17 protein-coding genes are annotated in these 24,962 nt (G+C 54.3%); 6 read left to right on the plus strand and 11 right to left on the minus strand.

The genetic code is table 11. The features are described 5' to 3' along the window. The first annotated feature begins 166 nt into the window (after positions 1 to 166). The 3 genes from MF6396_RS20780 to MF6396_RS20790 all read left to right on the plus strand — a co-directional run bounded on the left by MF6396_RS20780 (position 167) and on the right by MF6396_RS20790 (position 2,671). Complete coding sequence (locus tag MF6396_RS20780) at positions 167 to 934, plus strand: HDOD domain-containing protein (RefSeq protein ID WP_274521389.1); 768 nt, start codon at positions 167 to 169, stop codon at positions 932 to 934. Positions 935 to 950: 16 nt separating this feature from the next. Continuing rightward, the gene (locus MF6396_RS20785) at positions 951 to 1,607 is read left to right on the plus strand and encodes a hypothetical protein (RefSeq protein WP_023383517.1); all 657 of its coding nucleotides are present in this window, start codon (positions 951 to 953) and stop codon (positions 1,605 to 1,607) included. Positions 1,608 to 1,723: 116 nt separating this feature from the next. Beyond that, positions 1,724 to 2,671 (plus strand): hypothetical protein, encoded by a 948-nt coding sequence (locus MF6396_RS20790; protein ID WP_064492281.1) that lies wholly within the window; start codon positions 1,724 to 1,726, stop codon positions 2,669 to 2,671. Between the two features lie 2 nt (positions 2,672 to 2,673). Here MF6396_RS20790 and MF6396_RS20795 read toward each other — a convergent pair whose 3' ends face one another. The 6 genes from MF6396_RS20795 to MF6396_RS28825 all read right to left on the minus strand — a co-directional run bounded on the left by MF6396_RS20795 (position 2,674) and on the right by MF6396_RS28825 (position 12,770). Beyond that, positions 2,674 to 4,137, minus strand: coding sequence for a RepB family plasmid replication initiator protein (locus tag MF6396_RS20795; RefSeq protein WP_177346338.1), 1,464 nt, complete (start codon positions 4,135 to 4,137; stop codon positions 2,674 to 2,676). 1,645 nt (positions 4,138 to 5,782) lie between these two features. Continuing rightward, positions 5,783 to 6,250: a hypothetical protein gene (locus MF6396_RS20800; RefSeq protein ID WP_060514623.1), complete on the minus strand. Its 468-nt coding sequence runs from the start codon at positions 6,248 to 6,250 to the stop codon at positions 5,783 to 5,785. A gap of 2,171 nt (positions 6,251 to 8,421) precedes the next feature. Next, on the minus strand, positions 8,422 to 9,459 hold the full coding sequence (locus tag MF6396_RS20805; protein WP_064492170.1) for a ParB/RepB/Spo0J family partition protein: 1,038 nt from the start codon (positions 9,457 to 9,459) through the stop codon (positions 8,422 to 8,424). Further along, complete coding sequence (locus MF6396_RS20810; RefSeq protein WP_064492171.1) at positions 9,456 to 10,577, minus strand: ParA family protein; 1,122 nt, start codon at positions 10,575 to 10,577, stop codon at positions 9,456 to 9,458. The genes MF6396_RS20805 and MF6396_RS20810 overlap by 4 nt, the downstream gene beginning before the upstream one ends. A 376-nt stretch (positions 10,578 to 10,953) precedes the next feature. Beyond that, positions 10,954 to 12,105: a tyrosine-type recombinase/integrase gene (locus tag MF6396_RS20815; protein ID WP_064492172.1), complete on the minus strand. Its 1,152-nt coding sequence runs from the start codon at positions 12,103 to 12,105 to the stop codon at positions 10,954 to 10,956. Beyond that, positions 12,102 to 12,770: a hypothetical protein gene (locus MF6396_RS28825; protein WP_177346339.1), complete on the minus strand. Its 669-nt coding sequence runs from the start codon at positions 12,768 to 12,770 to the stop codon at positions 12,102 to 12,104. Before MF6396_RS28825 ends, MF6396_RS20815 begins: the two co-directional genes overlap by 4 nt. A gap of 952 nt (positions 12,771 to 13,722) precedes the next feature. Between MF6396_RS28825 and MF6396_RS20825 the strand changes: the two genes are divergently transcribed. Together MF6396_RS20825 and MF6396_RS20830 are read left to right on the plus strand one after the other, a co-directional pair. Beyond that, a complete protein-coding gene (locus tag MF6396_RS20825) occupies positions 13,723 to 14,751 on the plus strand; it encodes a DNA-binding protein (protein WP_064492173.1) in 1,029 nt (342 codons plus the stop codon). Between the two features lie 110 nt (positions 14,752 to 14,861). Further along, a complete protein-coding gene (locus MF6396_RS20830) occupies positions 14,862 to 15,317 on the plus strand; it encodes a hypothetical protein (RefSeq protein WP_061305584.1) in 456 nt (151 codons plus the stop codon). 60 nt (positions 15,318 to 15,377) lie between these two features. Here MF6396_RS20830 and MF6396_RS20835 read toward each other — a convergent pair whose 3' ends face one another. The 3 genes from MF6396_RS20835 to MF6396_RS20845 form a co-directional block, all read right to left on the minus strand. Beyond that, positions 15,378 to 17,948 (minus strand): hypothetical protein, encoded by a 2,571-nt coding sequence (locus tag MF6396_RS20835; protein ID WP_078481471.1) that lies wholly within the window; start codon positions 17,946 to 17,948, stop codon positions 15,378 to 15,380. Then, positions 17,945 to 20,479, minus strand: coding sequence for a DNA topoisomerase (locus MF6396_RS20840; RefSeq protein WP_064492175.1), 2,535 nt, complete (start codon positions 20,477 to 20,479; stop codon positions 17,945 to 17,947). Before MF6396_RS20840 ends, MF6396_RS20835 begins: the two co-directional genes overlap by 4 nt. A gap of 141 nt (positions 20,480 to 20,620) precedes the next feature. Next, a complete protein-coding gene (locus MF6396_RS20845; RefSeq protein WP_064492176.1) occupies positions 20,621 to 21,613 on the minus strand; it encodes a hypothetical protein in 993 nt (330 codons plus the stop codon). Between the two features lie 287 nt (positions 21,614 to 21,900). Here MF6396_RS20845 and MF6396_RS20850 point away from each other — a divergent pair, with 287 nt between their 5' ends. Then, positions 21,901 to 22,596 (plus strand): XRE family transcriptional regulator, encoded by a 696-nt coding sequence (locus MF6396_RS20850; RefSeq protein WP_223843653.1) that lies wholly within the window; start codon positions 21,901 to 21,903, stop codon positions 22,594 to 22,596. A gap of 48 nt (positions 22,597 to 22,644) precedes the next feature. On the opposite strand, the gene MF6396_RS20855 is transcribed toward MF6396_RS20850, so the two are convergent. Next, a complete protein-coding gene (locus MF6396_RS20855; protein ID WP_064492177.1) occupies positions 22,645 to 23,766 on the minus strand; it encodes a DUF3150 domain-containing protein in 1,122 nt (373 codons plus the stop codon). A 115-nt stretch (positions 23,767 to 23,881) separates the two neighbouring features. Next, positions 23,882 to 24,943 (minus strand): AAA family ATPase, encoded by a 1,062-nt coding sequence (locus tag MF6396_RS20860; RefSeq protein WP_078481473.1) that lies wholly within the window; start codon positions 24,941 to 24,943, stop codon positions 23,882 to 23,884. Positions 24,944 to 24,962 lie beyond the last annotated feature (19 nt).

Here is a 24,962-nt window from a genome sequence, read left to right on the forward strand (position 1 = left end):
CGAGGTGCTTGCAGCGGCAAAAAAGGCTGAAATAGACGGCAGGTTTGACCGGGATTTGAGCGGCTACCGTTTTTTGAAAGTGTCGATGGCGAAGTAGCCGGAAAACAGGGGCTACTTCAGACCATCCCTAGCAAAAATATTCAAGAATCCCGCAGCCTTACCCACGATCTCTTCAGTGGTTATGGAGCTACTAGCGATGTCTAGGGATCCCTCAGTGCCGTTGTCCAGCATTGTGAAAGCAGTGAGCCTTGACCAGGCTCTCGCCGCAAAAGTACTACGCACGGCCAACTCTGCTTATTTCGGACGCAGCGGAACTGTCTCCCGTCTCGAAGATGCCATATCTACAATTGGCATACACAACTTCCGTACCACCATTATCACGACAGGCCTACTGAAGGCGCTGCCGGACGCACCAGGCATTGATATGCCGACCTACTGGAAAATGGGTTTGTATACTGCGTTCATGGCATCTGCCCTGGCGGAGAGCATAGGTGCAGAACGGGATATCGCTTTCACTACGGGTTTGATGCAAGGCATAGGCGCTCTACTCATTCACCTGGTAATGCCCGATGAAGCCTGCACTGTAGTTCAATCCGTTGATGCATTCGATCTTGTCGGCCGGCGTCCTGTCGAGCAGGCGCAGCTTGGATTTGACAATGCTGAGGTTGGAGCAGAGCTGCTGAAGCGCTGGAAATTCCCGACCCCAATCCAAAAAGCGTTGCTCACGTATTCCAATAGATCCCCCCTACCCGATATCCTTGGCCAATTGCTATCAGTATCCTCGACCTATGCTTATGGCGTGGTTATGGGGTTGGATAGATCATCACTCGTAGACTGGGTGGACCCAGAGATAGCAAAATCTCTTGGCCTCTCTCATGATTTGTTGGATAGCTGCCGACAACGTGTGTCTGAATCAGTGCTGATGATCGGTTAAGAGAGAAGGATTTGTAGTGAACCCAGGGCTCCGCCTATATCAGGCCATAATCGATAGATCTGAACTGCTATCGCTCCCCTTCCAAGAGGCTAGCAAGGCCTGTGGTTTCACCGCAGACACGCTGGCCAGTTGTTTTGGGGATGAGTCAAAAGCCAAACCGCGCCCCCTCCATGACGTACTGGATCGAAAACGAATCGACCTTATTGCTGCATTTCTTCATTGCTCGGGGTTCCGAGTTCTGCAGATGGCGGACGTTTTTCGCTGGTCGGACTACTGTCTGATTCAGCAGTCAGCGGTGTTCAATTCGAAAGCTGTCAGCCAGAGCCATGAGACCGCGGCCTATTTCGAAGAGGTCACGAAGGCAGACGTCGCCTCATCCCCGATTTTCATTCTGGATGAACTGATCGCAGCCACTTGGTCAGAAGACCTGAAGGAGGCCGCCGAGAAAATCGATGTGCCGTATGAGACGCTCAACTCGTGGCGCACAGGTCGCCCTAAACCCTCCCTCCGCGATCTTGCTGCTATCAGGATCGTAGCAAAGCGTATTGATCTCGGAACCCCAGTGATCATGATGGCGTTGGGCGTACTGGCGAAATCTGATTTCCAGCTGGATGGCTGCTCCGTCGACATTGAAGACGAGCTAAACAAAGCCCTGGATATAGACATCCTGTAGTATCTTTTGCGTAGTTATTCCCAAAAGGGATATAACACGTATTGATAAGAAAAGACCCTATTGCTAGTATCCGTAAGGCTACGAACGGTATTTTACTGAGCCAAGGGTTCTTCTTTATGCGTTTCGATGCCCAGTCTGCATCTGCCAAGCTCTCCAGTTTGCGAATTCCTGCACCCGACATCGAAGTGCTCGATGAGGTTTACAAATCAGAGGGTGATGACCTCACCGACGCGATCGATCGGGCAAAAGCCGGCGACAACTCAGCCCTGCACTATCTTCGTGGAGTTTTCTTCACGATTCTACCAGGGTGTACCGAGCGCATCCTCCAGGCCAAGCTCCCACAACCATCCCTCCCAGTGCTGATCAGCATTGGGAAATCCGAGGGCCCGCAGTTCTCTCAAGATCTCAAACAATGGGCCAATGGTGGTTACGTAGACTCAGATGTTGGTCAGTCTCTGTGCGAAATCTACCGGAACGCTCATTCGCAGCACAGTGCATCCCTGGAACCAGAGGTGCTGATCGAAGCTGCGGATATTGAGACTGCCGAGGAGCCTGTCACTTCCGACAATGCCTGCGAGCCTGCAGGCGAGAAGACCTTTGTTACTCGGCATGTGTACGGCGGAAAGGTCGCCGTTTGCTTCCAGTCCGATATGACCAGGGGTGGTGAGCACACGATTAGGATCGAAGCCGCGGAGTCGACCGCATCCAAGAGATTCAACTGGTCTGACAAGATCAGCATTCAGCTATCTGGACGCGAGCTGCCTGGCGTGCTGGCGACCTTCATGCAAATGCAGACAAAGTTTGATGGGAAAGGGCATGGTGCACAAAACGAAAAGTGGTTCACGATCGAGAATCAGCCCGGGAAGGTTTTTCTCTCTGTGAATACGAAAGGCCGGCCACCTCGATCGGTGCCTATCGGGCCAGGCGACTGCTTTGGCGTGGTGACTCTGCTCATTGAGCAGATGCTGAAGAACTCCCCTTTCCTCTCCGCTGATACGCTGTTGAACATTGTCCAGCGCACCGCACAGATAGCCCCGCAGCCGTCCTCGAACGGCCACAGATAGCTTTAGATCTTCGCTCCACCCAGCAAGAATTGCAGGAGTGTTTCCGAGCTTGGGGTCTCAGGGAAACGCTCCTGGAACTGGATCGCTACCAAGCAATTGATCACCATCGTGTTCAAACCCTTCGACCGGTATTGCGAGTATGCCAGATCGTCTTTGCGCAGCTCGGTCTCATATTTCTCCGCAAGCTCTTTCTTCTGCTCGTCCGACAGTTCCATGAACTGGGCGCGAATAGCTTCACGCTGAGCTGCTCCCCACTGCTCCAGCAGGTCTGCCATTTGGTTCGATGGTGCTGCTTTCGGTGCTTGCGATGGCGCCTGCGCCGGCTTCGACTTCTCACCGGTTTTAGAGGCGGCTGGCTTTTTGCCCCTGCCTGGTTCCGCGGCCTTCTGTTGAGTTGGCGCCTTGGCGTAGTTGTTGGCTACTGCAGCCTTGAAATATGCCGCTGGACTTGCAACTTTAGCCCCTTCCTTGCGCATCTGTGCCTCGGTGTAGTCAGCTTGCGCAAGCAGGTACTCTTCATCGTGAGTCATGCCAAGCTCATCGATATCTTTTTGACTCAAGGACAGTGCTTTAAGGCGCTTTGACACGTCCTGGCTAACCAGCTCTGGTGATGGTCCAAGGTCTAGGCCAGGCTGAATCAGTGTCTCCAGCTTGAACCAAAGCTTGTCCATCTTCCGGTTTAGCTTTGTGACGTGCGGTGAGATGCGGAATCTGCGTTCAATGCTGTTGACCTGGTCGATTGCGCGACCCAGCATTTTGTTGAAGTCGCGAAATTCGGCATGTGGCGTAGCAGATCCTGACAGCACAACGCTCCACTCAGACCAATGTGCACGGTACGTCTCTCCCATGGGTGAGCCGAGGTAGCGAGACGTGATCTCGTGCAGAGTGAGAGCAGAGAAGCTGGAGAAGTGGTACTGCATCCGCAAGTCGATCAAGTTGAAGATCGCTGGGTCGAGTAGCCGGCGTTTCAGATCCGGTGGGAACGAAAAGCGAAGGGTCTGGCCATCTTCCAAGATGTAGGCTTCAGCGATCAGGTTTGCGATGCCCCATTCGCTCTTGCGCCCAGGGCTTTCACCCTTGTAGTCAAACTCCACCTGTGTCTGAGACATGCTCACGAGTACCTTCTTGAGGTAATCACGGCTGTTCGACGTGGTGTGTCCAATGTTGTCCTCGACCTGTTTGATCGGGATCTCATGAACCATCTCCTCTCTCGGCCGCTGCTGGGCGAATTGAAGGAGGGTGTTGTAGAGTTTTCGCTGAAGGAATGTGAAGTCACTGGCGGCAGAGACGTTTCGCATCGAGAGGGCTTCGGTTGCCTTTTTCAGCTCTACGGCTTTGGATGGCTCTACATCACGAACGACCTGGAGCTTGGGTGCCCTCTTGCGTTTAGCTGGACTGGTATCCGTTGTCGCTCCGGCTGTACGCTTTGCTCTCGGAGCTCGCGGTGTGGGGGTTTCTGAGTCCATGTGAATTGTGCCATCGGTGACTGTGGTGGCACATTACTCGAACGTATGACTTCTGGTCAACGAAAATACGGTTCCAACGTCAGTGCCCAATTGTGCCATCCCTAGGTACCGCTTTTGCCCTTCGCTTTTGACTCAAAAAAGCGATAGCAAAAAACCTACAACAGCTTGTTTCTGTTTTCACTGCTTTTTTAAAGCTTTGTTAGTGAATCCCTCAAACCCTTGATACACAAGGGCTCTAGCCATTTTTGTGTTCCATCTCCAGGGGGAACAGTGCCATCCTCCGAGACTAATGTGCCGGCGGTAGATGGCTCCGGTGCCATCCTTAGAAACATGTGCCACCTTTAGACCCGTACTGTGCCATCGCTAGGCGATCTCGTGAATTGTGCCACTGGTAGGCATGTGGCCTCCTAGCGATGGCACAATTGGATCGAGCCCAGTCAATACGGGCCCTCCAGCCATTACTGATGATCGATTTAGCATCAGCACCCTCCCTAACGATGGCACTCTTCATCACGATTCGTGGCACGCGAACACCAGCGATCTGCCGAATTTGCTTTAGCAGTGCTCTAACAATGGCACATTTCGTTTCCTTAGGCTTATCAGACACCTACAGAACCCCCTCCTGCCCCTGACGATGGCACAATTGATGATTCAAGGGGGTGCGACTCCCCCTCACCCCCCCTAGTACTGGCTTGCCACGACACATAATGACTTAACCTCTTTGAACTAGTTGAACGGAGCCCACGATCGTCATCGTTGATATAGTTTTCACTGTGAAAAGTGGCATAAGACTGATGGGGTGGTACACGAAGCGTGGCACATTTGGCTGGGTGGCCACTCCCCCTACCTCATCTAGAGATGGCACATTTCGGTCGTGCTCCCCATTTTGCACACTAGCCATGGCACATTTAGGCAATTTCGAGCTGTCACGCCTCTAGAGATGGCACATTTCGCTGTTTCGCCCTGTGATCCCCCAGTCAGGTCCAGGGAGGCCCACGCCTACGAAGGCCCCACCCCTAGCCATGGCACAATTGGCTGCGTCAGGTTTTCACGTGAAAACATTGCTGGCGGGGCCCAGCAGTTCCCCTCGATCAAGAGACCTGGGTCGCTTAAGTCATGGCAGCGAAAATGCGGGGCGATCGAGTCGACCAGGCTACGAACAAGATGTCAGGCTGAATCCGCGGTGCCTGGCCGTACCTGTCGATCCTTCGATACATCGCAGTCATCATCGATACCTGTCGGCGAGATCACTACGCCTGATGTAACGAGCATGGGCGTTAACGGCGGAATAGGCCGCCATTGCCAGAGTACCCGTGGCCTTATCGGGAAGAGCCGTATTGCCGGCCTGATTGGCGGGAATAATGTAGCTGCTCGGCCTGGCAAGGCCTCCTAAAAGGCAGTCGCACTGAGCGAGCCCGTCCGCAGCTAAAGCCCGTGGCGGTAACCAGGTGCGCAGATCACGCTCTCTCTATGGGTATGGGCAGCATGGCCTAGGTCTTGATCGGTTGCAGTCTTGGCTGACCTAAAGCCCCGATATTTTGTGTTGGCCGGCCTCGCCCAGGCATGCTTGCCTGCTTCGAGGTCGCTTGCTGCCCGGGGAAATGAACAGGCAAAAAAAAACCCCGCTAAGCGGGGTCTGGGGTTATCAGAATTGGAACCGAGGATCACCTGTATCCACTTGACCATCCTGAGACGGGGTTCCTTGCGTTGTTGCGTCAGCTGCTGGCGATGGCTGGCTTACAGGCCGTACCTTTGTTGTAACCGAAAGGCTGATGAATGGTGCTCCACCGTCCACGCCCTCTTTGCGCCAGCCTGCGATACGCATTTCGTGGTTAAAACCGAAGCTACCCGCATAGTCCGGGCCTTTATCCTTCTTGTCAGCTTCCTTGAACAGGCTGGCATTGATCCCGCCTACTGACAGTGAGTAGAACTTCTCGTTCGAGCCATTCTTCTGCTTGAGCCAGACCGCTACCTCAAGCTTCAGCTTCTGATTGCGCTCCTTGTTCAGCGGGAATTCCATATAGCCAATCATCACGGGTGCTGCATCAGATGTGCGGTTCTTGTTCTCGAAGATGGTGCCGGAGCCTTCGCTCAATACCACTGCAATAGACATGCGTTTCTCCTGATCGGTTGGGGGCGTATGCGCCATAGCTTGCACTGCTGTTATGCAGCACATGGCTTTGTATTCGACGCATAACACGTAAACGTACTCTTGTTGAATCTAATGGTAACAGATTGATGTGGGTGCCCATGCCTTTGATCTACTTATCAAAGAGGACGCTATGCTAGGCCAAGCACATGCATTGGCTATGTTGGGGGCTACGGCGAGAACGTTTTGGCGGTTCTTCTATGCACTGCACCAATGGTCGAACCGGGCGCCAGAATTTTCACTGTGAAATGGCTATCCCGACGTTTCACAGTGAAATCACCACGTGAGTTGATGGATGGCCGGATGCCAGAGCCGAACCTGGAGACCGTCGGGCTGCGTAGCAGCGCGCAGATGGACTTCGAGACCAGCTAGCGCGAATGTCTGATATTCGCCAGCTTTACAAGTGGGAATACGAAGGCAACACGCTGCGCGAGAACCTTGGCTTGAACAGATCCCGAATAGTTGCTTCGCCTGACCTGCCCGGGGAGTCGTCAAATGCGCAGACCCGGATTCTCACCGAACCAACCGTGGAAGCGCTGTAACCCAGTGATCCGGGCGCCGACTCGCGCCTATTGCGCTGTTGCCTGGGGTAGTACGCCACGGGCCTGTCGGTGGTCACCGCGCGCAGCAGGGCACTGCTCAATGGAATGGACCATCGACTTGTGTGCCTCGCTGTCGCTGGAATTTCGAGCACCAGATCCCGTTATCTGAGCTCTTGGCTACGAATCTTTTCACTGTGAAACGCACACCTTGATCCTGCAGCCGCCACGGTGACGATGCCTTACGCCACCCCTGCTGTTTTTCGCGTTTCCTTTAACCGCTGGGAATGTTGATGAGCAGTTCGCGGTAACCGCTCGATATGGGGTGATACCCCGCGGGTTTTCACTGTGAAAAGGCCGGAATGCCGCCAGTCGCGCCAGTTACACACGGGCTGATTAAGCCTGGCAGTTCGATTCCTCTTTACGTACTGAGCTGCGTTTTGAACCCAGGAGTTCCCTCATCGAGGTGAAGGTTTTCACAGTGAAATAGGGAACCGGACCCTGTACGCACATGGGGCTTGGCATTTTCACCGTGAAAAGCTCGACGCTAGGTTGAAGCCAGGCACGCTGCGTCGGATCACTCATTCCCATTAACGGACGGAGATCCTGTTCGGTTCCTAGTTGGACCTTTTGCCTTTTGGCCTCGTCAGCGTGAAGGGGCGCCTTTTCACAGTGAAAGCGGATATCACACCGTTCCGTAGCAGTGGGTGATGTGGTCATCAAAGATGTAACGCGCATCCTATGTATCTATGGGCACTACCCAAGACCCGCCAAGTCATTTCACCGTGTAAAGGGAGGCGAAAATCTATGGGCATTCACAGCAAGCACATTCCTGGACACTGGTTATTGGTCTCGGCCTTGGCTGCCCCGCATAGCCTGGATCTTCTAGACAATGGCCGGTGCAGCACCTGTCTTGGTAAGGAGTCTCCATGTCGAAGTGCCCGAGCGGACTTTTCACCGTGAAAAGTGGCGATGATCAGTGCTTGAGAAAAATCGACCTTTCATAGTGCTGATGCAACTTGCCGGCCGCGCCGGTGATGTCTGTGCTCAGGAGAGCAGAACGAGACTTCTGAGCATGGCTCAGAGAAGGAAGAGAGCAGTTTGAAGCCGATTTCCTTTTCACTGTGAAACGCCCGTTTTTTCACCGCTTATTTGAAGCACCAGCCCCAGGGCTATCGGCGGGAGCGCGTCGCGCTGTGGAATGGTTTGGCTAGGTGAAAGAAGGGCCTGATTGAGCTTTTCACAGTGAAAAGCATGACGCTGTGGTTTATGCAGTGTATGGGCTATGCAGTGCGTAGTGATCAGTATTAGGTGTGCACTGCATAGTAAGCACTGCACAGTGCGCAGTGGGCAATGGGCGCGGATAGAGAGAACTGGTGCCTGGTAGTCATGGGGAACGCGGCTTGCTTTTCACAGTGAAACGCCGAGGCAGGGAGGTAATTTTCACTGTGAAAAATAGCCAGGTGAACGAGAAGTGTTGTGAAAAAAGACGGAGCCTTTCACAGTGAAAATGAGAAAAATTCAACAATATCAGTGGATTAAACAGGGAAAGGCGAGGGCGCCTTGCCGCCGGAGGGACCGGCGGCGGAAGGGACATTAACTACGCGTTTTGAGCATCTCCTCGATGTATGCGAGGACCTCTGCGGGATCAATGCCTTTGGGAGGGGTGAGAATCAACTTGCGCCCATCAATACGAGCGTCTAGCTGGGTACGCTCTTTGTAGTCGATCTGCCGCGGTGGGATTGGTGCTTGAGGAGACGTCTTGCGCCGGACCTCACCCTTGGCCCAGTTGATTGCACTGTCCTGGGAAGCACCCTCTTTGATTCGATTTGCCGCGGCCAGAACTGTCTCAATATGACCCTTGTCAGCCAATGCAACCATCTCGGAGACAACCCTGTTACCAATCAGGTCAGGATCTTCTTCCAGCAATGAAATGACACCCTCAGGCAGCTTGAAATAAGCAAGGCAGCGGCTGATCGTGGCCATGCTTCGACCGACACGGCGTGACAGCTCCGCCTGGGACTGTACTACCTTGTCATCGAGAAGCTTCTTGTAACTTGCACCACGCTCGAATTCAGTAAGGTCTTCCCGGGCGTCGTTGTCCGTAACCGACAAGATCGCCGCTTCAGCATCCGAAAGATTCCGGATGAGCGCGTAGATGTAGTCTTTGCGGAGCAGCTCATGAGCAAGGAACCGGCGCTCACCAGCAATGAGCTCGTAAGTACCGTCAGCAAGGGGGCGAACGATAATCGCGTTGTTGAGGCCTTTATCTTCAATCGTGTTCGCGAGAAGGCCGAGTTTCTCGGGGTCAAATTTGCGGCGTGGCTGATACTTCCCGCGGCGTATGAGCGTCAACTGCAAGAACTTTGCCTCGCCTGGCAAGCGCTCGCCGCTCAAGAAAATGTCATCCAAGCCCGGCTGGTGAACGTGATCAGCATCAGAAACCGGCGCACGTTCCAGCGGCTCCGCTGAACTGTCCCTTTCCTCATCAAGATGCAAAGAACTGAGCACCTCGCTCATCGGCCGGAGGTTAGCTTCCGGAATAACCTTCGGAACATGTACGCCCTGGATGCTAGACGAACCCTCCGCCGGCGCGATCACAGTAGGCTTGCCGATCGGGCTAGAACTCCTCATTTACCCTTCTCCAGGACTGTTTTGATGCGGCCAACCATTTCCTCGAACACATTGCGGAACGCAACCAAAGAATTCTCACCACCTTGTTTCCAGAGGGAAAGAGGTACGCCGTCTTCCAGGCTTTTCGAGTAGTCCTCGGAGTGGAAGAGCGGTTGTTCCGTAACCTTCCCTGGGAACAAACTGGACAAGCGAGCGAGGTTCGCTTGTAGGCGGGGGCGGTTGCGCATGTACATGGTGGGAACTGCAACGATCTCTGGAGCCCGACCGAAATCGGTGCTCATATCATTGATCTTGTGCGCCAGTCGAGATAGCGCACGGAAGGAGAATTTGTCCATACGGATTGGGCACAGCAGGAAATCAGCTGCGGCCAGGCTGTTCCGGGATAGCATGGTTCCAGAAGGTGCGTTATCCATGATGATCACATCATAGCTTGATAAGTCGCAGTGAGGGAGCTGACCTTTGCGAGCTCGTTCGATGAACAGTGAATACCGGAAGTCGGCACCCTGGGCGTTACGGAGCACAACGTCCATATCGTCCAAGGAATCGTAAGCTGGGATGAGGTGGGGGCCATGCTCGCCAAATGGTTTTTTGATCACCTGGTCCAGGGTCATTTCTGGGAAGTTTCCGAGACGGATCAGGTTCCCGAGGTGGCCCTCTACTGCTCTGTCAGCAGGAAGGCCGAGCTCTACAAGCTCCTCGGTAGTTTGGTCAGGGTCATAGCCCAGCATGCTGGACACGTCGGCTTGAGGATCGTTGTCAATGATCAGGGTCTTGAAACCTGCCAAAGCGAACTCGATGCCGATATTGCAAGTGGTGGTAGTTTTCGCGGTCCCACCTTTTTGTACGTAGGTCGAGCAGGTGATTGGTCTCGAAAACCCTTTAGTGTTCCCATTTGCACGACGAATCGACGCAATCAGGAACATGTCAGCTAGCGTGTAGCTCCTGACCTCTACGGATCCGCGTGCGACACGTGCGATGTTGAGGTCGTGTTCCTTCTCGATGGCTTTGAGTGTCTGCGTGCTGATCATCAAGCGTTCAGCCACAAACTGTGGGGTGAAGGTTAGCTGAGTGAAATCAGTGAAGATGTACTGATCGAGTGGCGCAGCAGCTGAAGTCATGTGGTTTACCGAGGTCAGGTAGGTAGGATGACCGCATTTTCATACGAATCCATACGGTCAGACAAGAAAAAACGCATTTCTACCTGATAGAGATAGACCACTTACTGAAATCTGTCATCTGGTAGTGTCTGGGTTCAAACCCTGTCAACCAGATGATTTTGGGTAATTAACTGATTTTGCGACAAAAATGTCGAGGGTAGGGCGCTCAGATGTCCGTAACGGAGAGGGTTCTATGCTGAGGACGTACACTGCAGGTATGAGAGCTGTTGGTCGCAAATGGCGGACGATGCTTTCATCCCTCACGGCAGCCGGGCCATCAGCGAAGGGTGGCCTTGGCAGCCACCGTCACTGATTCAACAAGACGGCCTTGAGAGATTTACCGGTGTAGTCGTGGGGTGCTTAGGGTTTGAACGACACCCGCATGCAAAGCGTCGTCCTCCGTGTGCAGGTAACGACTGGTGGTTTCGATTTTGCTGTGACCAGCCAGAGCCTTGATCATCACCAGGTCACCAGTAGCTTTGGCAAGGTGACTGAAGCACGAGTGGCGGAGCCAGTGCGTTGAGGCCTCCTCAAGTCGATCGGCCAAATCGAACTGGCTGCGCTCTATTGCCAGGGCTGCAGCACGATGCATGATCTCTTTGACTGCTTTCAAAATGGTGTCGTTATGCGCGCGTTTGAGCTTTGAGTTCGAGGCCAGGAGGAGGGGGGTTGTGTCCTTCACTGGCACCTCACGTGACAACCCGAACGCCTGGCGATACTGCAACAAGTCCTCATAGAGGTCTTCGGATATCGGCACATCTCTAACCTTGTTTCGTTTGCCCAGCACCTCCAACCACAGAGTACCGCTTGCGGATCGCCGGATTTTGCCCATGGTAGCGCCGGTCGCTTCGAACGTTCGCACGCCGGTCATGTAGAACAAGCTCAACATGAAATGGTCGCGAGCTCGTTTGAGTGGGCTTTTTGTAGCTGCGATAGCCTCAAATGCCAAGCCAATGGCTGCCTCGGGAAGCAGCCGTTTGATCGTCAAGTCGACGTCGACTTGGGGCTTGGCCACGAGCGACACTGGGTTCGCTCTAAGGCGTCCACCCTGGATCATCCACTTGTACATGCTGCCGATCTGGATCAGGGCGTACTGCTGCGACGCTTTGCTAAGTGGTCCAGCGAACGGTCTCCAGTCTGGATGAGAGCGCTTGTGCTTTGTGTGCGATACCCAAACCTCAGCCGGTTGTGGGTCAGCCATAAAGGCGATGTACTGGGTGATGTCCATCACAGTTATTTGGGAGAGCTGTTTACCCAGGGTGTGCAATGCCCAGAGGATGAACCGCTCCACTTCCTTCCGCATAACCCGTTTAGTCTTAGGGTTCGTTCCTTTGGCATGGAGCCACATCCAGGCTGCTTCGATGTCGTTATCTGCCTGGATCACATCGACCTGGTCAATGACGTCGACAGGCTCGCGATCAAGCAGCGCAACTTCTGACTTGGCCTGGAGGTACGGAATTCTGTGTAAGGCTGGAGTGTTCGTGTTCATCGTAAGTCTCGCGTTTTGCCGTTGTAGACAAGCCAGTCGTCAATCTCATCGGGCTCGAACCATCGCTGCGAGCCTGATGGTGCTTCGCACTGGTACTCTTCCTGTACGCCGCCAGCCGAATCGACACCTTCCCGTGTTGCAACCACTACCAGAATGGACCCGAACGACGCAAAGTTGTCGATCTCGCTGTCGACGACCAACTCGGCACCGCGGGATAGGTAGCGCCGCCAGCGATAGCCGTCTATGGCGACCCCTGCGAACTCTTCGTCATCTTCTTCGTCATCATGATTCCAAGTGAAGGGCTTATCAGCAGCTGCAGAGCTTTCGACCGCTACTGGCGCCTCGATCGAAGTCTCTTGTACCTGAGTGATCTTGCGCTGCCGTTTGGCTGGTGGCGCCAACACCATGCGAGCTGCTTTCACCGCAGCCTGTTCGTTTGGGCTCAGCGTTGGTAGAGCCCGGGCTAGGTCGTCCCATTTGAAGTCCCTGTCCTCGTCAGCAGCGATGCGGCTCATGTGCTCTGGACGAATTGACCATCGGCATGCCACATCAGCCATGCGCCAACCCTTCTGTATGATCAGTTGCTTGAAGTCATCTCGGGACAGCTTCCCAGGGCGCAAGAGCAGCAGCCCACGAGAAATCTTTGCATTTTTGGCTTGATCCACAGCGCAAGTCTTTTGTGGTGAAAGCCTTGATTTTAGGGGCATTCACGATGAAATCAAGTAGCTGGATAAGCCAGGTTGACTGCGCCCGGTGAATCCTGAGATGAGCCCAGAAGAAGGAATTTTTACGTGCTCCTGTGTGAAATCTGACGATGTTAGCCCCTGCGAATTGATCAGAATCGACGTAGGAGCGTCATGCGGGGTCCGTACCAGTGGTCGCCGCGGCTTATGAGCGGTACCGTGGGGCTCTGTCCTCGGAAGTAATACTGAGGACGTTTCCGGAACTGATTCCTGGACCGTAGCGTTCATACTCCAAGTTCACGAATTACTTCCTGCCGTTGGCGGCCATGCCTGAGTCGTCTGGATCACCGCCGGCGCACAGACTGCTCAACAAGACGGTTTAGCCCGGGCGTTTGACCCAGGAGCATCAGTGAGGCTTTGCCAATGCAGCAGGCTTTCTGCAGCTGGTCGGGCAATGATCGGGTTGCGGCCGCTCTTTTGAAGGTTTGAAAAGTGTCCATGGTCCGATTCAGCTATGGTGCTCCGCAGATGCCGTGTCGCCTTGCTTTCGCATTTTTAGCCGTGGCTTCGCATTTATGGCTGACGTTGATACTTGATCTCCAGCGCAAGCAAATTTGTCATAACCCCTTGTTCATAGGGGGTTAACGAGAAATCCAAAACGCCTCTCTGAAAAGCCAGCTACTGATAGCGATGGGCTTTTGGAGGGGCGTTTTTTCTTGCTTGAGAAAACTCGTGATAATCAGAGATATTCACGAGTTTTCCGATTTACCAATAAGAATCGTATGATATTAGATAAGAAATTGATTTTCTACCTGCGCGGTTTTAAGCTGCAATTTCCCATGTAGCACGCAGTGCGCCGGCGCATTACGCTAGGAAAAATCCCTTCGCCGCTGGGTTCTCCCGCTACTGCCATCACACACCAAGGATCCGAGCCATGACGACCGTAGACGGAGTACAACCTGACAAGCGCCTGGGCACGCGTGGGCTTGTCCACCGTTACGCGAAGGAGTTGCTTGATGCTGGTCGCGAGGTTCGACAGGCAGATATCCGCGAGTGCATCTTTATCCACCACGACCTCAAGGCCTCGCCGAACCTGGTCAACGAAGAGATCAAAAAATTCTGGAGCGAGATCGGCCCCGTGCTGAGTGCCAGGCTGCGCAGGCCAGGCATTCCTGACGCCGTGTGCGAAAAGCTCGATGAGATCTGGGATGTTGCCCTGAATGCAGCCACCAGTTCTCATGAGGTTGAGCGCAAGGCGTTGGAGGCGGCCACTGCTGCAGCCGAAGCGGCAGCCAAGGAATCGCGTGAGAATGAACTAGCTGCTGTGTCGGCCCTTGAGGCTCAGCGCCGAGAGCTGGCCGGGCTCATCGCAGACAAGGAGCGGTTGACCGATCAGCTGGATCAGGCGAGCGCTGATATTCGCCAGCTTCAAGCTGAGCATGCAGATCTTAACAAGAGGTTCTCTGCCTCAAATCAGGCCCATGGCGAGGAAATCAAGCGCCTACAGGAAGTCCACCACGGCGCTATTGAGCGTGCCCAGGAGCTGCATCGTGGAGAGCTTGAGCGCCTACAGGAACAGCTCAAAGCAGCAAATGATGCGACAGATGCGGCTCGTACGAAAGCCGAGTCCGCCCGGGTTGCCGCAGAGCAGCACCTTGAAAAAACCGAAAACCATCTGATGATGGAGACCGCCAGGGTTCGGGACGAAGAGAGAGGCAAAACAGAGAAGGTAGGCAAGGAGCTGCAGCAAGCTTTGACGCTCATCGACCAGCTGCGGGTCCAGCGCTCGAAGGCCACTGACGATGCCGCTGAGACCCGCGGTCGGCTGGAGGTTACCCAGCAGAACCTAAGCGCTCTAGAAGCACAGAACAAGGAACTGCGAGAATTGAATAGCACCCTGCAGGCTGCCCTGCTAGAAGGCTTTCGAGGTGCTAAGGCAGGAGTGCCTGAAAAGGGCGAATAGTTTTCTGCATTGACATTTTGTCAATTTGTCAAGTATTTATTGAGTTTTTCAGACAAGGGGTGGTAGTTTAACAAAGCACCGCGTGGTGCGACTTTTGAAGAGGATTTTTTATGGCTAACCGCAAGACTTGCACGGACAGTGCATCCAACGAGGCAGCACTTCTGGAAGTGTTTGCCAACAACACCTTTCGGAGGGTCATTTTTTTCGCTAGCCCAGATGAGGGCGGTTCGCGCTCGGATGGCTCCGAATCGAACTGGCCATTGATGGCTGTGTTGGTCGAGGACCAGGCAGGCGATCTCGGCGTCTATGATGGGGACTTCCTCACCGCTACTCGCTACCCACGCTATCTGGAAGTGAAAACCGTGCTGGATGCGGCCCAGGCCAGCAAAGGGACAGTGCTGTATGCGAAAGCGCCACTGCCTTTCACTTCTGGCAAAAGCCCGGAAGCAGCAGCGCAGGACATGCTCTCAGTTCAAACCGACGTATTTGACCAGTCGACGCGAGCAAATTATTTCAAACTGCTGAGCCGGTTGACCGAAAAGCAGTACGCTCAGACCTATGACTGATCATGGCTCCCTGGCTTTCTTGAAGTCAGCCAGGGAGTCATGATCAGAGTCGGCAGCTCGTCAAAGGTCCAGCTGCATCGGCGCCACCGGAATGCCCACCATTACCACGCCTGGCTTAGGCTCGACAGTAGGCAACTTCTCCGCCCGAATCAGCGGGCCCATTTTCAGTTTTGGGTCATAGACCATCAGGTCTGACTCCAACACGTAATCAAACCCATCCTTTGTCCCACAAATGGGTATTTCTGCCGCTTTTACTGCTGCGCGGATACCCTCTAGCTGCTCAGCAGGGCCTGGCTTTTTCTTCCGTGGTGCAACGAATGCGGTGAAGTTGGCGCCCGCCTCTTCAAGAGCCCTGAGCGCTGCGGATTCGGCAGCAGGGCTAATCCTTTTCGTTGGGGTTGCATCAGGATCAGGTATGGCTACCGCCATAGGCGCCGGCGCCGGTACGCCTAGATCATCATCATTGTGTATGAGCGAAGCGCCCGGCCCTTCTTCTCCCGCAGTTGAATTTACGCTTTGCTCGGCTTTGTCCACGTTCGGGGATTCACTGAGCGCGAATGCGCCGAACACATCATCCACATCATCGACGTCATCGCTCGCTGAGTGAGCAGGTTCTATGGCGAGGAAGTCTTCCACCAGTTCCACCTCCTGCCCGGGGCCGAACGAGCTGAGCGTCAAGCTCTGCAGGTCCTCATCTAGCAATTCGTCATCTGCACCACCACTCATGAGCGGGTCATCATCATCCTGCGCCAGTAGCGCTTCAGCGGACATATCGGGTTGCGTTCCTGGAACGTCACTGTGCTCGGACTCACCGCTTGCGGCGCCGGCAAGCGATGTTGCGTGCTCGGTTGAGTCGACTGTTGGAGCATTCGGTTGAGGAACGCTTACGGTATCAGCTGCGGGTTGACTAAACCCTTCTTCAGCCTGAGCTTGTGGTGCTGGTGCTGGTGCTGGTGCTGGTGCTGGTGCTGGTGCTGGTGCTGGTGCTGGTGCTGGTGCTGGTGCTGGTGCTGGTGCTGGTGCTGGTGCTGGTGCTGGTTGTGGCTTTGGCTTCTCTTCTTGCTTGCCGGCGATGTTCATCTTCGCGGCGATCTCAGCGCTGAAACCACGGGTAACGATCTCCCTAAGCGCATCTGCTTCAGTGATTCCGAGATTGTGCGTGAACAATGGGCGCTCTATGTCCAGCTTCGTGCCCATGTTGGGCAGTCCACTGAGACCCGCAAGCTCGGGCGTTGTGGCAACTGGCACGACAATGATGCAAGGTTCCCACGTAGTCAGGTGAGCACCCGTTTGTGCGTTGCGCAACGATATCGAGTACATCGGCAGAAACCGGCTCATATCGGCGTGATTATGTCGCGAGTACAGCAGCCCCTTCTCTTGGAGCGTCGTCATCAGGTTGAGGGTCATTCGATACCGACCATCACCCTCCTCCAACGACCAACCCATTTTGGCCAAGATGAGAGATCGAAGGTCCTTTTCCCGGATGACGATCAGTCCATCGTGTTTCTGAGCAATCTTCAGCGTGGAATCTTTGGCCTGGTCACCGGTGCCGTTAACTCTGCCGTACTCCGTCATGATCTCGACGAAGCTGTGATAAATGGCGTTGGACTCGTCTTCTGAGATCTCGTGATCACTCAGCGTTTCGGTGATGCTCGACTCGGCCATGCCGGTCTTTTTGTCAACCAGGATCAGGAACTCCATGAGCGCCGTCATGCGGTCGTCCAGGCTGAGGCCATTCCGGTCAACCGGGAAATCGCTTGGGTGGTGGTAGTGGGCGATGACCAGATTCACGGCTTGTCGATCACGTGCAGGCAGGGCCCAGAACTCAGGGAAGCGTGCAAGAATTCTTGCACCAAGGGCATCGTGCGAGATGCGGTTGTCATCCTGGGGTGTGAGCGCTCCACCCTCCTCCTGGGTCTTAACGCTGCCGTCTGGTAGTAGCTCATAGGCCTCAAGCTTACCGATATCGTGCGCCAAGCCCAGAATGGGGATCAGCGGATCAGTGGCGTCAAACCGGTATTCCTTGTTTTTCAGATCGATGATTTTGAATTTGGGCTTGCCCCGGGCCTTTACATAAACCCCGTCGAATACGTAAGCGCCAGCATCCTCCAGTGCGGTGTCCGCCACGGCCAGACAATGCTCCCAAAGCCGGCGATTTCCGTGCCCTCCCTTGCGATGCGATGCTGGGAAGTGTGCATGTGCGGAATAGGTATCCCAAATGGCCCAAAAGAACGCTACATGGGCCGGCCACTTCTTCTCATTAGCCTCAACCCAAGCCAGCACCTTTTTACTGTCGATGGGCAGACGCTTCGACGGCACCTCGATGCGAGGTAGTGCCGAGGTGGGCATGGGAACCTTGCCAAGGGTCGATCGTGCGCCGTTGAGGATGTTTCCTTTCTTGCCGGCGTATAGCTTGTTCAGTGCTGACAACCTGGTGAACCAGATAAACCAGATACCGATGAACAGACCAGAAACAACGCCCAGGATCCAGTGTGAGACGTTGTAGCCCACCAGAGGCCAGTTCTCTAAAAACTCCATCGGAGAACCGCCAAAGGCTCGGGCAGTGAGCAGAAGCCACCAGAAACCGAACACGATGGCCGTTGCGCGAATGACCTTGTTGTTGGCGTTCACAGAAAAGCTCCGCTGTCTGTTTGGATCGTAGGTGGCTGCGTCCCGTCAGAACTGGCTGGTTGTTCCTTCGGTACCGGAGTCCCGTTATTGTCTTTCAAGGTGTTAGAGCACCCACCGCCCCCTTTCACAAAGCCACTGCAACCCCAGAAAGGTGACTTTTCAGCGTTCCGCAGGTACATGGGTTTGCCGCAGAGGTCACATGGAAATGACTTCGGCCGCTCCACTGGATCGCCGTCGCGATCGTTCATGGTGTGATTGCACTGCTCTCGATCGACGCAGGCCCAAAAGTGCCCTTTGGGAACTTTGATTTTGCGCATGCCGCCTTGGCATTTCGGGCAGGAAACGACATTACCTTTGGAGTCCCGGGTGTTCGCCGTCGGGTCGAAGTAAAACTCGACCTTGCCGGTGTCGAGCAGCTTCAGCCCGGCCTCGAACTTGGTGGATTTCTTCGGATTGACAAAGCCCTTGAGCCCTAGCACCACCGAGTCTCGAAGCAAGGTTTCGGCTTCAGATACCTTCAACATGCGACTGGCGATTTCTCGCCATATAGAAAAGCCGCACTGGCGCTCGCAAGCGAAGGTTCGGGCCTGGATCTCAACTGCACCGCCACAGGTTGGGCAAGGGGCGTTCAGCTTCTTGACCTGGACACCTGCGTATTTTTTCTTGATGGTGTCGAGGATTTCAGTGGTTAACTCTGCAAGCTCGGATTTGAAAGCGTCACGCTTGTACGCCCCCTTTTCCATCTGACGGAGCTTGTGCTCCCATTCCCCGGTGAGAACTGGCGACGTAAGGGCATCGATGCCGTTGTCGACCAGGAAACGGTAGACAGTCATCCCCTTTGCGCTGGGAGCAAAGTACTTCTTCTGCTGGATGAGATAGGGCTCTTTTTTTCGGCCTGCGCCGTCCTTGGTGGATTGGAGCGATTCGATCATTGCAGAGCGCGTGACCGGTGTACCCAGCCCCCGCTCCTTCATCGCCTCACGAAGGTCCTCATCCTCTACCAGGCGCCCTGCCGTCTCCATCGCGCCCAGCAATGTGTCCTCGGTGTACCGCTCTGGAGGCTTGGTTTTGAGCATCTTCATCTCGATGCCCTGCGGAGTGACTGACTCTCCTTTGACGTACCGTGCGAGCTCTTTCTTGTCGTCGGAGTCACCATCTCGATTGGTTGCGTCCTCGACGATCCCGGCTCCGTAAACCACCATCCAGCCTGGGGACACAAGCACGCGGCCAGTCGACCTGAAGAGTTCGTCAGCCACCGTCGTAAGCCGGACGGTTACCGAATACTCAGCCGCTGGATGGAAAACGGCAATGAAGCGCTTGACGATCATGTCATAGATTTTCTGAACGTCCGGCTCCAGGTCCCCAGCTCGCTTTCCGGTTGGGATGATAGCGAAGTGGTCCGACACCTTCGTCGAGTCGAAAATCTTCTTGTTGGGTCGTACCCAGCCTTCATCGAGCACGCGCTGCGCGTGATCTGCATAGGGGGTTCCAGCAAACATTCCCATGACCTTCTTCGTGTCGTTGATTGCGTCATCGGGAAGGTAAGCAGAGTCAGTCCGCGGGTAAGTAGTGAGGCTGAGCTCCAGGTAAAGTTTCTGGGCAATCTCCAGTGTGTAAGCTGCAGAAAACCCAAGCTTGCGGTTCGCCTCTCGCTGCAGCGAGGTGAGGTCGTACAGCTTGCCAGGGCCCGTCTGGGCCGGCTTGACTTCATCCACCACACTGCTAGGTGCTACTCCAGAGCACTTGCTGATCAAAGCATCGGCCTTTGCTCGATCCATGATCCGGTGCTGGGAGCCACCCTTCTGCTCAGGCGTCTGTGGTGCCAACCACTTGCCGGTGTATTTACCAGCAGCAACCCCAAAGCTGCCGTGAACCTCCCAATAGGGCACGGGCCGGAAGGTCAAAATTGCCAGCTCCAAAGCACAAACCAAGGACAGCGTTGGGGTCTGCACGCGGCCAAGCGGGAATATCTCGGCTTTAGCAGTCTCTCGCTCATAGAGGCGTGAGATACCCCGGCTCGCGTTGATGCCGACGATAAAGTCGCCTTCGCTTCTGATCTCTGCTGCCATGGCGAGGTTGTCGAAGTCTGCGCCTGGCTGCATGTTCTTGTACGCCTGCCGGATAGCGTCATCGACCATGGATCTCATCCACATCCGAAGCATTGGCTTTGTGCATCCAGCCATTTTGTAGATGAGCCTGAATATGAGCTCGCCCTCGCGGCCGGCATCGCACGCGTTCGCAACAGCGGTGACGTCAGGCCGACGCATTAGGCGTTGCAGCACGTTATAGAACTTGGCCTTTGGCTCGATGACCCTCAGGTCGAATTGATCTGGGATCACAGGCAGGTTGCCGATGTCCCGCCCACCCTTGGCCATTTCCTCGGAATGGATTTCAACCAGGTGGCCGGCAGCGGGGGCAAGAATTGCGTTCTCGCTCTCCAGCCATGATTCCACCTTGCTGAATCCTCCGACCGCTTGCGCGATTGAGACCGCTACGGTTGCTTTTTCAGTGATGATCAGTGTCTTGCCCATGCGGACTAGCCTTCCAGTGCAGAATTACATTTCTTCCAAGCTGCCGGCCTAGCCAGACGGCTGCTGGTTTAGAAATAAAAAAGCCATCGATTCCAGTGTTGGATTTCGATGGCTTCACGAAACAAGGTGAGGCGGTCGCTGCTATGCGCCCTGTTGCTCACCGGGGATTGCAGGCTTGCTTGCCGAGCCAGAGCCAAATGCAGAGGCGAACATGGCGCTGCGCTCTGCATCGCCTTGTTTCGGTTGCGGCGCCTGGGTTCCGTGGCCTTTGAAGAGCTCAGCAGCCCAGCCCGGAACGATCTTGATGTGGCCAGAGTCAGGAGTAACAGGACCTGGCATGTCCTTGGCTTGAATGTACGGAATTTTGGATACTTCGGCGATTCCTGTTTCACCGTCCGGCAGGGAGATTGCCTTCACGTCCATACGGAATTCGCCGTTGACGATAATGGGCATGCCGCGGGCGAGTTTCTCAGACAGCGGCTGCAGATTACGGCCGTACCAACGAACAGGGATGCAGGCATCGGTGTCTTTCGACTGCCGAATCAGCACGACTAGCCGGTCGTTGATTGGAGTGCCGTCTACAGGATGTTTGCGGTTGCGTTCCAGAGACTTGGCCTGAATGAAGCCCGCGATACGGATCTGGTTCGAGGCGTTCTTGTTGAGGTCCATTGCCTTCCAATCGAACGAGTCGAGACGCTCTTCAGTGCCAGCGCCGGGCTGTTGCTCCAACTGGGCCACAGAATCGGGTGTGCCTGAGTCTTTTGCTGCGGCATGCACGACCGCATCCCACTTCCGCATGAAGTCCTCGCGAAAACGCCCTCCAAGGTGCATCAGGTTTGGAGCTTCGAAACGGATGCTCTTCACCCGTGCAATACGGTCATCACCTTGCATGGCGCCATCGGTGTGAACGAACGCCATGATGAGATCCCACTCCTTGATGTCCTTAGGAATCGGCGATTTCTTAGGATCGTAGTGGATGGGAAGCATGTGGTTTTCCGACCGGGTCTGCTGGATGTAGCAGATCCCTTTGACCGGATCATTCAAGCGCAGGACGCCGGCGATGTAGCCAGAGTTGAGCATCCCGTTTGGATACGAATAGGAGTCAGGCTTCCGCTTTGCGTCCTGGGGCAGCATTGAGTACCTCGATACGTGAATGGCTTGGTTTTCTCAAGAATACGCAACACGTACCAATAATACAAGGTGAATCAAAATGCACTTGCCGCGTGCTCGGCGGTCACAGAGCTACCGGCAAGGGGGCACATCCAGCCCAAAAGTCTCTTTTTCCACCGGAACAAGAGATTTGAATCTTGTTGTTAACTGTGTAGAATCTTTTTTTAAATTTATACTGGATTTCTCTGCTTTATTTGTTTAGGGAGCGTCCTGAATCGTGTTAGACGCCGCGACCAACCTGGAGCCGCACAATGCCCAAAGCTAGCGACAAGACCGCAAGTGAATCGACAGGACGGCGGTCTCAAGCGCCCGCCAAAGCACCAGCAAAACCAGCTGCAAAAGCTGCGGCGAAGCCGCTAGCTAAAAAGCCTACTGCAAAAACGCAAGCCCCTCAGGCTGCTACGCCTAAGAGGCCTCGTGCTTCTGCCAAGGCCAAAACAGCAGTACCAGAAGATAAGGGACATGCAGCAGTCGAAACTCGGAACACTATGCCGGGCTCCCGCCTAGTCAAGATGATCAAAAAGGTGATCATCGATCGTGGACTACCTGATCGTGCAATTGCCGATGTCATGGGTATCACGGTCATCTACTGGAACTCCCTGGCTAACGGGAACCGTCAGATACGATCGCTGGGTAAGGAAAAGCTGCAAATGGTGGCTGAATTCCTTGGCCTCCCCCTCATCCAGGTTTACAACCTGGCTGATTTCTTCACGCCAGAAGATTTTGTATACAAGAAAGATCTTGATGAGCAGCTCTGGCTGTCGATCGAGAAGATGGGTAGTGATCCTACCTGGGCGGGCTATATCCCGAAGCCGGACGAATGGGCGCAAACGCCTCTCTCCGTTCGCATGACCATGGTGTTGCTGTATGAGCAGCTCTCTGGGCGCCAGTTGTTGGCTAAGGCCGAAATCGAGCTGCCTGGTGTGCAACCGCCGCCGGTGGCTTAATTTGCGGGAATAAAGAAACCCCGGTCATTGACCGGGGTTTTTTGTGGGTTAGAAAATGAACGGAGCCGATGGTGGCTGCGAGGTGGTGTCCGATGGCACAACCTTTTCAGGCTCTACCAGGGTTTTTTCAGGTTCAGCCGCAAAGAAGAGGTTCTCCTCTGTCTTGCGACCAGTTGGAAGTGGCGGAATCACAGAGACCTCTGGAACGATGGTAACTTCATTTTGTTCTGCTTGAGGATGAATAGTTGCAGATGCTGAGCTACTGAAGAAGACGTTATCGTCAGCAACAGCCGGCGCTGAATCAGAAGCCGATACATTCAAAGGATCAAACTCGGTGGCATGTTCTCCAAGGATTTTTTCAGGATCCATGCAGAAGGACAACAAGCCAGATACTTGGATGTAAGCAACCCCTTCAATGCTCGGTCCGCTCGGTATAGCAGCCAACACTGATGCACACATTTTCTCCAGGTTAGAAAATTTGCTTGAAAGAACGCTCATAGCTTCAGCCTTGTCCTGAACACGACGGATCAAACCCAGGATTCTCGACGTCGTTTTGCCGTTGCCCTTGCGAGTCCAGGAGCGATTTACATCTTCCGCGATCTCCAAAGCGGCCTGGCCGACTAAGCCTTTAACTTCTGTTTGAAGTGCATCTTCTTCGCCAAAGTAGCTGGTGTTGCTGATACGAATCGCCGAAGTGTCAAAGGTCAACAGTCTTTCGAGCACTTGTGCCTGTGGAGCATGCTGGCGGATCAAATCTGCACGGGACTTACCACTTGGTGTTGTAACTGCGTTTGCCGGAGAGCTAGCCCACTTCTCCACCAAGTCCGGTAAAGTGTTGAGGAAGGAGGCCTTCTCAACCAGATATTTTCCTTTGATCGCATGCAACACTTTTGCAAGCTCGTCTGCGTGTTGGGTGGGTACAAAGTATCCACGGATACGATTGTTTACCTTTCGAGAAACCCCTACTTTGAGGATTTCTCGCTTGGCTTCCGATCGGTATTTGTTAACCCATGCGAAGGCGCCCGACGGTAGCATGCGCCCGACCTCACGGATGAAGTCATCGCCATCAACAGTTTTCTCACCGGTGCTTCCACCAATGATGACGTCAAAAAGCACTACATCCTGAAGGATGCTGATGCCCAGTTCATCGGTTTGCTTGGTAGTGCTCATGGTGGTTCTCCTGAAATTGAAAGAACGGGTCCCTTGCGAAAGACCCAGTGACAGGAGATGCCTCACAGGCACCCATAAACGAAAAAACCCCGGCGAGCCGGGGTATGGTGAAGCGTTAGACTTTTCCGACGATCGTCGACCAGGTGCTCAGGATCGCAGCAGCCTCATCGTGCGGTGCGAAGTCCAGAACGGTCACTTGCAGAGCAAGCTTCTGGCTTTCTTCTGTCGTTTTGCCCATCCGCATGAGGAGCTGGTAGTTCATCGCCCAGTTCAGCACATTTCGGGTGGTAATGGTGAAGTTGAAGGCCATTCCCCCTGCCCCAGCATCCTCGTTAAGAGCTATGAAGTTCGCCCGAACTTTGGCTGCCAGGGTTGCCATGGATTTTGCAACCAGTGGTTCAGTATTCGTCTGGTCTACAATGAGGTTGGCCTCACGACCTTCCTCCATGTAGGTGCAGAACATCGAATTAAAGCGGTCCATCGTCGCGATGTTCATTTTCTTGGTACCCCTGTAGCCAGTAGCGCTACCGCCTTTGCCGCCAGCAGACCCTTGGCCGTTTGTGTTGCCGGTAGCAGCGATCAAGCATCCAGGAGCAATCGGGATCACTTCGTTGGTCTGATCAAGAAAGATCGGCTTGCCATCTAGGATACCGTTAAGACCCATCTGGATCTGTGGCGGTAACTGGTCGAACTCATCCAAGAGCAGGATGGAGTTCGGGGTTTTAGCCCACTGGCACACCTTCCCGTAAATCCACTTCATGCCTTCGGGGCCGCACAATTTCCAGCTGCCGAAAAGGTCAGACAGGGTCGTTTCCTCAGAACATTGAACGGTGAAAACCGACCTGCCCGTACGGGCCGCAAAGGCCTCAACTAACGTGGTTTTGCCGGCACCGGTTGGCCCGTAGATGTAGGTGGCTTTCTTGATGGACGCCTTGAATAAGTCCTGTGCACCCGCAGAAGATGCCCAAAGGATCAGGCGCGTAAGCAACTCATCGTCGAAGCTGTAGGGTACGATTTTTGGTGTGAAGCGGGTTTCAGCAAAGATCTTGGTCTGCATTCCATCAAAAAATGGTGCTGTAGTACCGAAAACCTGTGGTGCAAAACGGACAGCTATCGGATTAAGGGTGTCGATTCCAGCGTCGAGTTGCGGGTCGTTGATGTGTTGGAAAGCAGTCATGGTCGAATCCCCAGTAGGC

Source organism: Pseudomonas sp. MF6396, assembly GCF_002018915.1.
Classification (GTDB): Bacteria; Pseudomonadota; Gammaproteobacteria; order Pseudomonadales; family Pseudomonadaceae; genus Aquipseudomonas; species Aquipseudomonas palmensis.

What these genes read in the sequence shown, in the direction of transcription:
- MF6396_RS20825 (WP_064492173.1), top strand. Translation starts at nt 13,723, where the DNA reads ATGACGACCGTAGACGGAGTACAACCTGACAAGCGCCTGGGCACGCGT.
- MF6396_RS20800 (WP_060514623.1), bottom strand. Translation starts at nt 6,250, where the DNA reads ATGTCTATTGCAGTGGTATTGAGCGAAGGCTCCGGCACCATCTTCGAG.
- MF6396_RS20850 (WP_223843653.1), top strand. Translation starts at nt 21,901, where the DNA reads ATGCCCAAAGCTAGCGACAAGACCGCAAGTGAATCGACAGGACGGCGG.
- MF6396_RS20810 (WP_064492171.1), bottom strand. Translation starts at nt 10,577, where the DNA reads ATGACTTCAGCTGCTGCGCCACTCGATCAGTACATCTTCACTGATTTC.
- MF6396_RS20790 (WP_064492281.1), top strand. Translation starts at nt 1,724, where the DNA reads ATGCGTTTCGATGCCCAGTCTGCATCTGCCAAGCTCTCCAGTTTGCGA.
- MF6396_RS20795 (WP_177346338.1), bottom strand. Translation starts at nt 4,137, where the DNA reads ATGGACTCAGAAACCCCCACACCGCGAGCTCCGAGAGCAAAGCGTACA.
- MF6396_RS20815 (WP_064492172.1), bottom strand. Translation starts at nt 12,105, where the DNA reads ATGAACACGAACACTCCAGCCTTACACAGAATTCCGTACCTCCAGGCC.
- MF6396_RS20830 (WP_061305584.1), top strand. Translation starts at nt 14,862, where the DNA reads ATGGCTAACCGCAAGACTTGCACGGACAGTGCATCCAACGAGGCAGCA.
- MF6396_RS20840 (WP_064492175.1), bottom strand. Translation starts at nt 20,479, where the DNA reads ATGGGCAAGACACTGATCATCACTGAAAAAGCAACCGTAGCGGTCTCA.
- MF6396_RS20860 (WP_078481473.1), bottom strand. Translation starts at nt 24,943, where the DNA reads ATGACTGCTTTCCAACACATCAACGACCCGCAACTCGACGCTGGAATC.
- MF6396_RS20845 (WP_064492176.1), bottom strand. Translation starts at nt 21,613, where the DNA reads ATGCTGCCCCAGGACGCAAAGCGGAAGCCTGACTCCTATTCGTATCCA.
- MF6396_RS20855 (WP_064492177.1), bottom strand. Translation starts at nt 23,766, where the DNA reads ATGAGCACTACCAAGCAAACCGATGAACTGGGCATCAGCATCCTTCAG.
- MF6396_RS20805 (WP_064492170.1), bottom strand. Translation starts at nt 9,459, where the DNA reads ATGAGGAGTTCTAGCCCGATCGGCAAGCCTACTGTGATCGCGCCGGCG.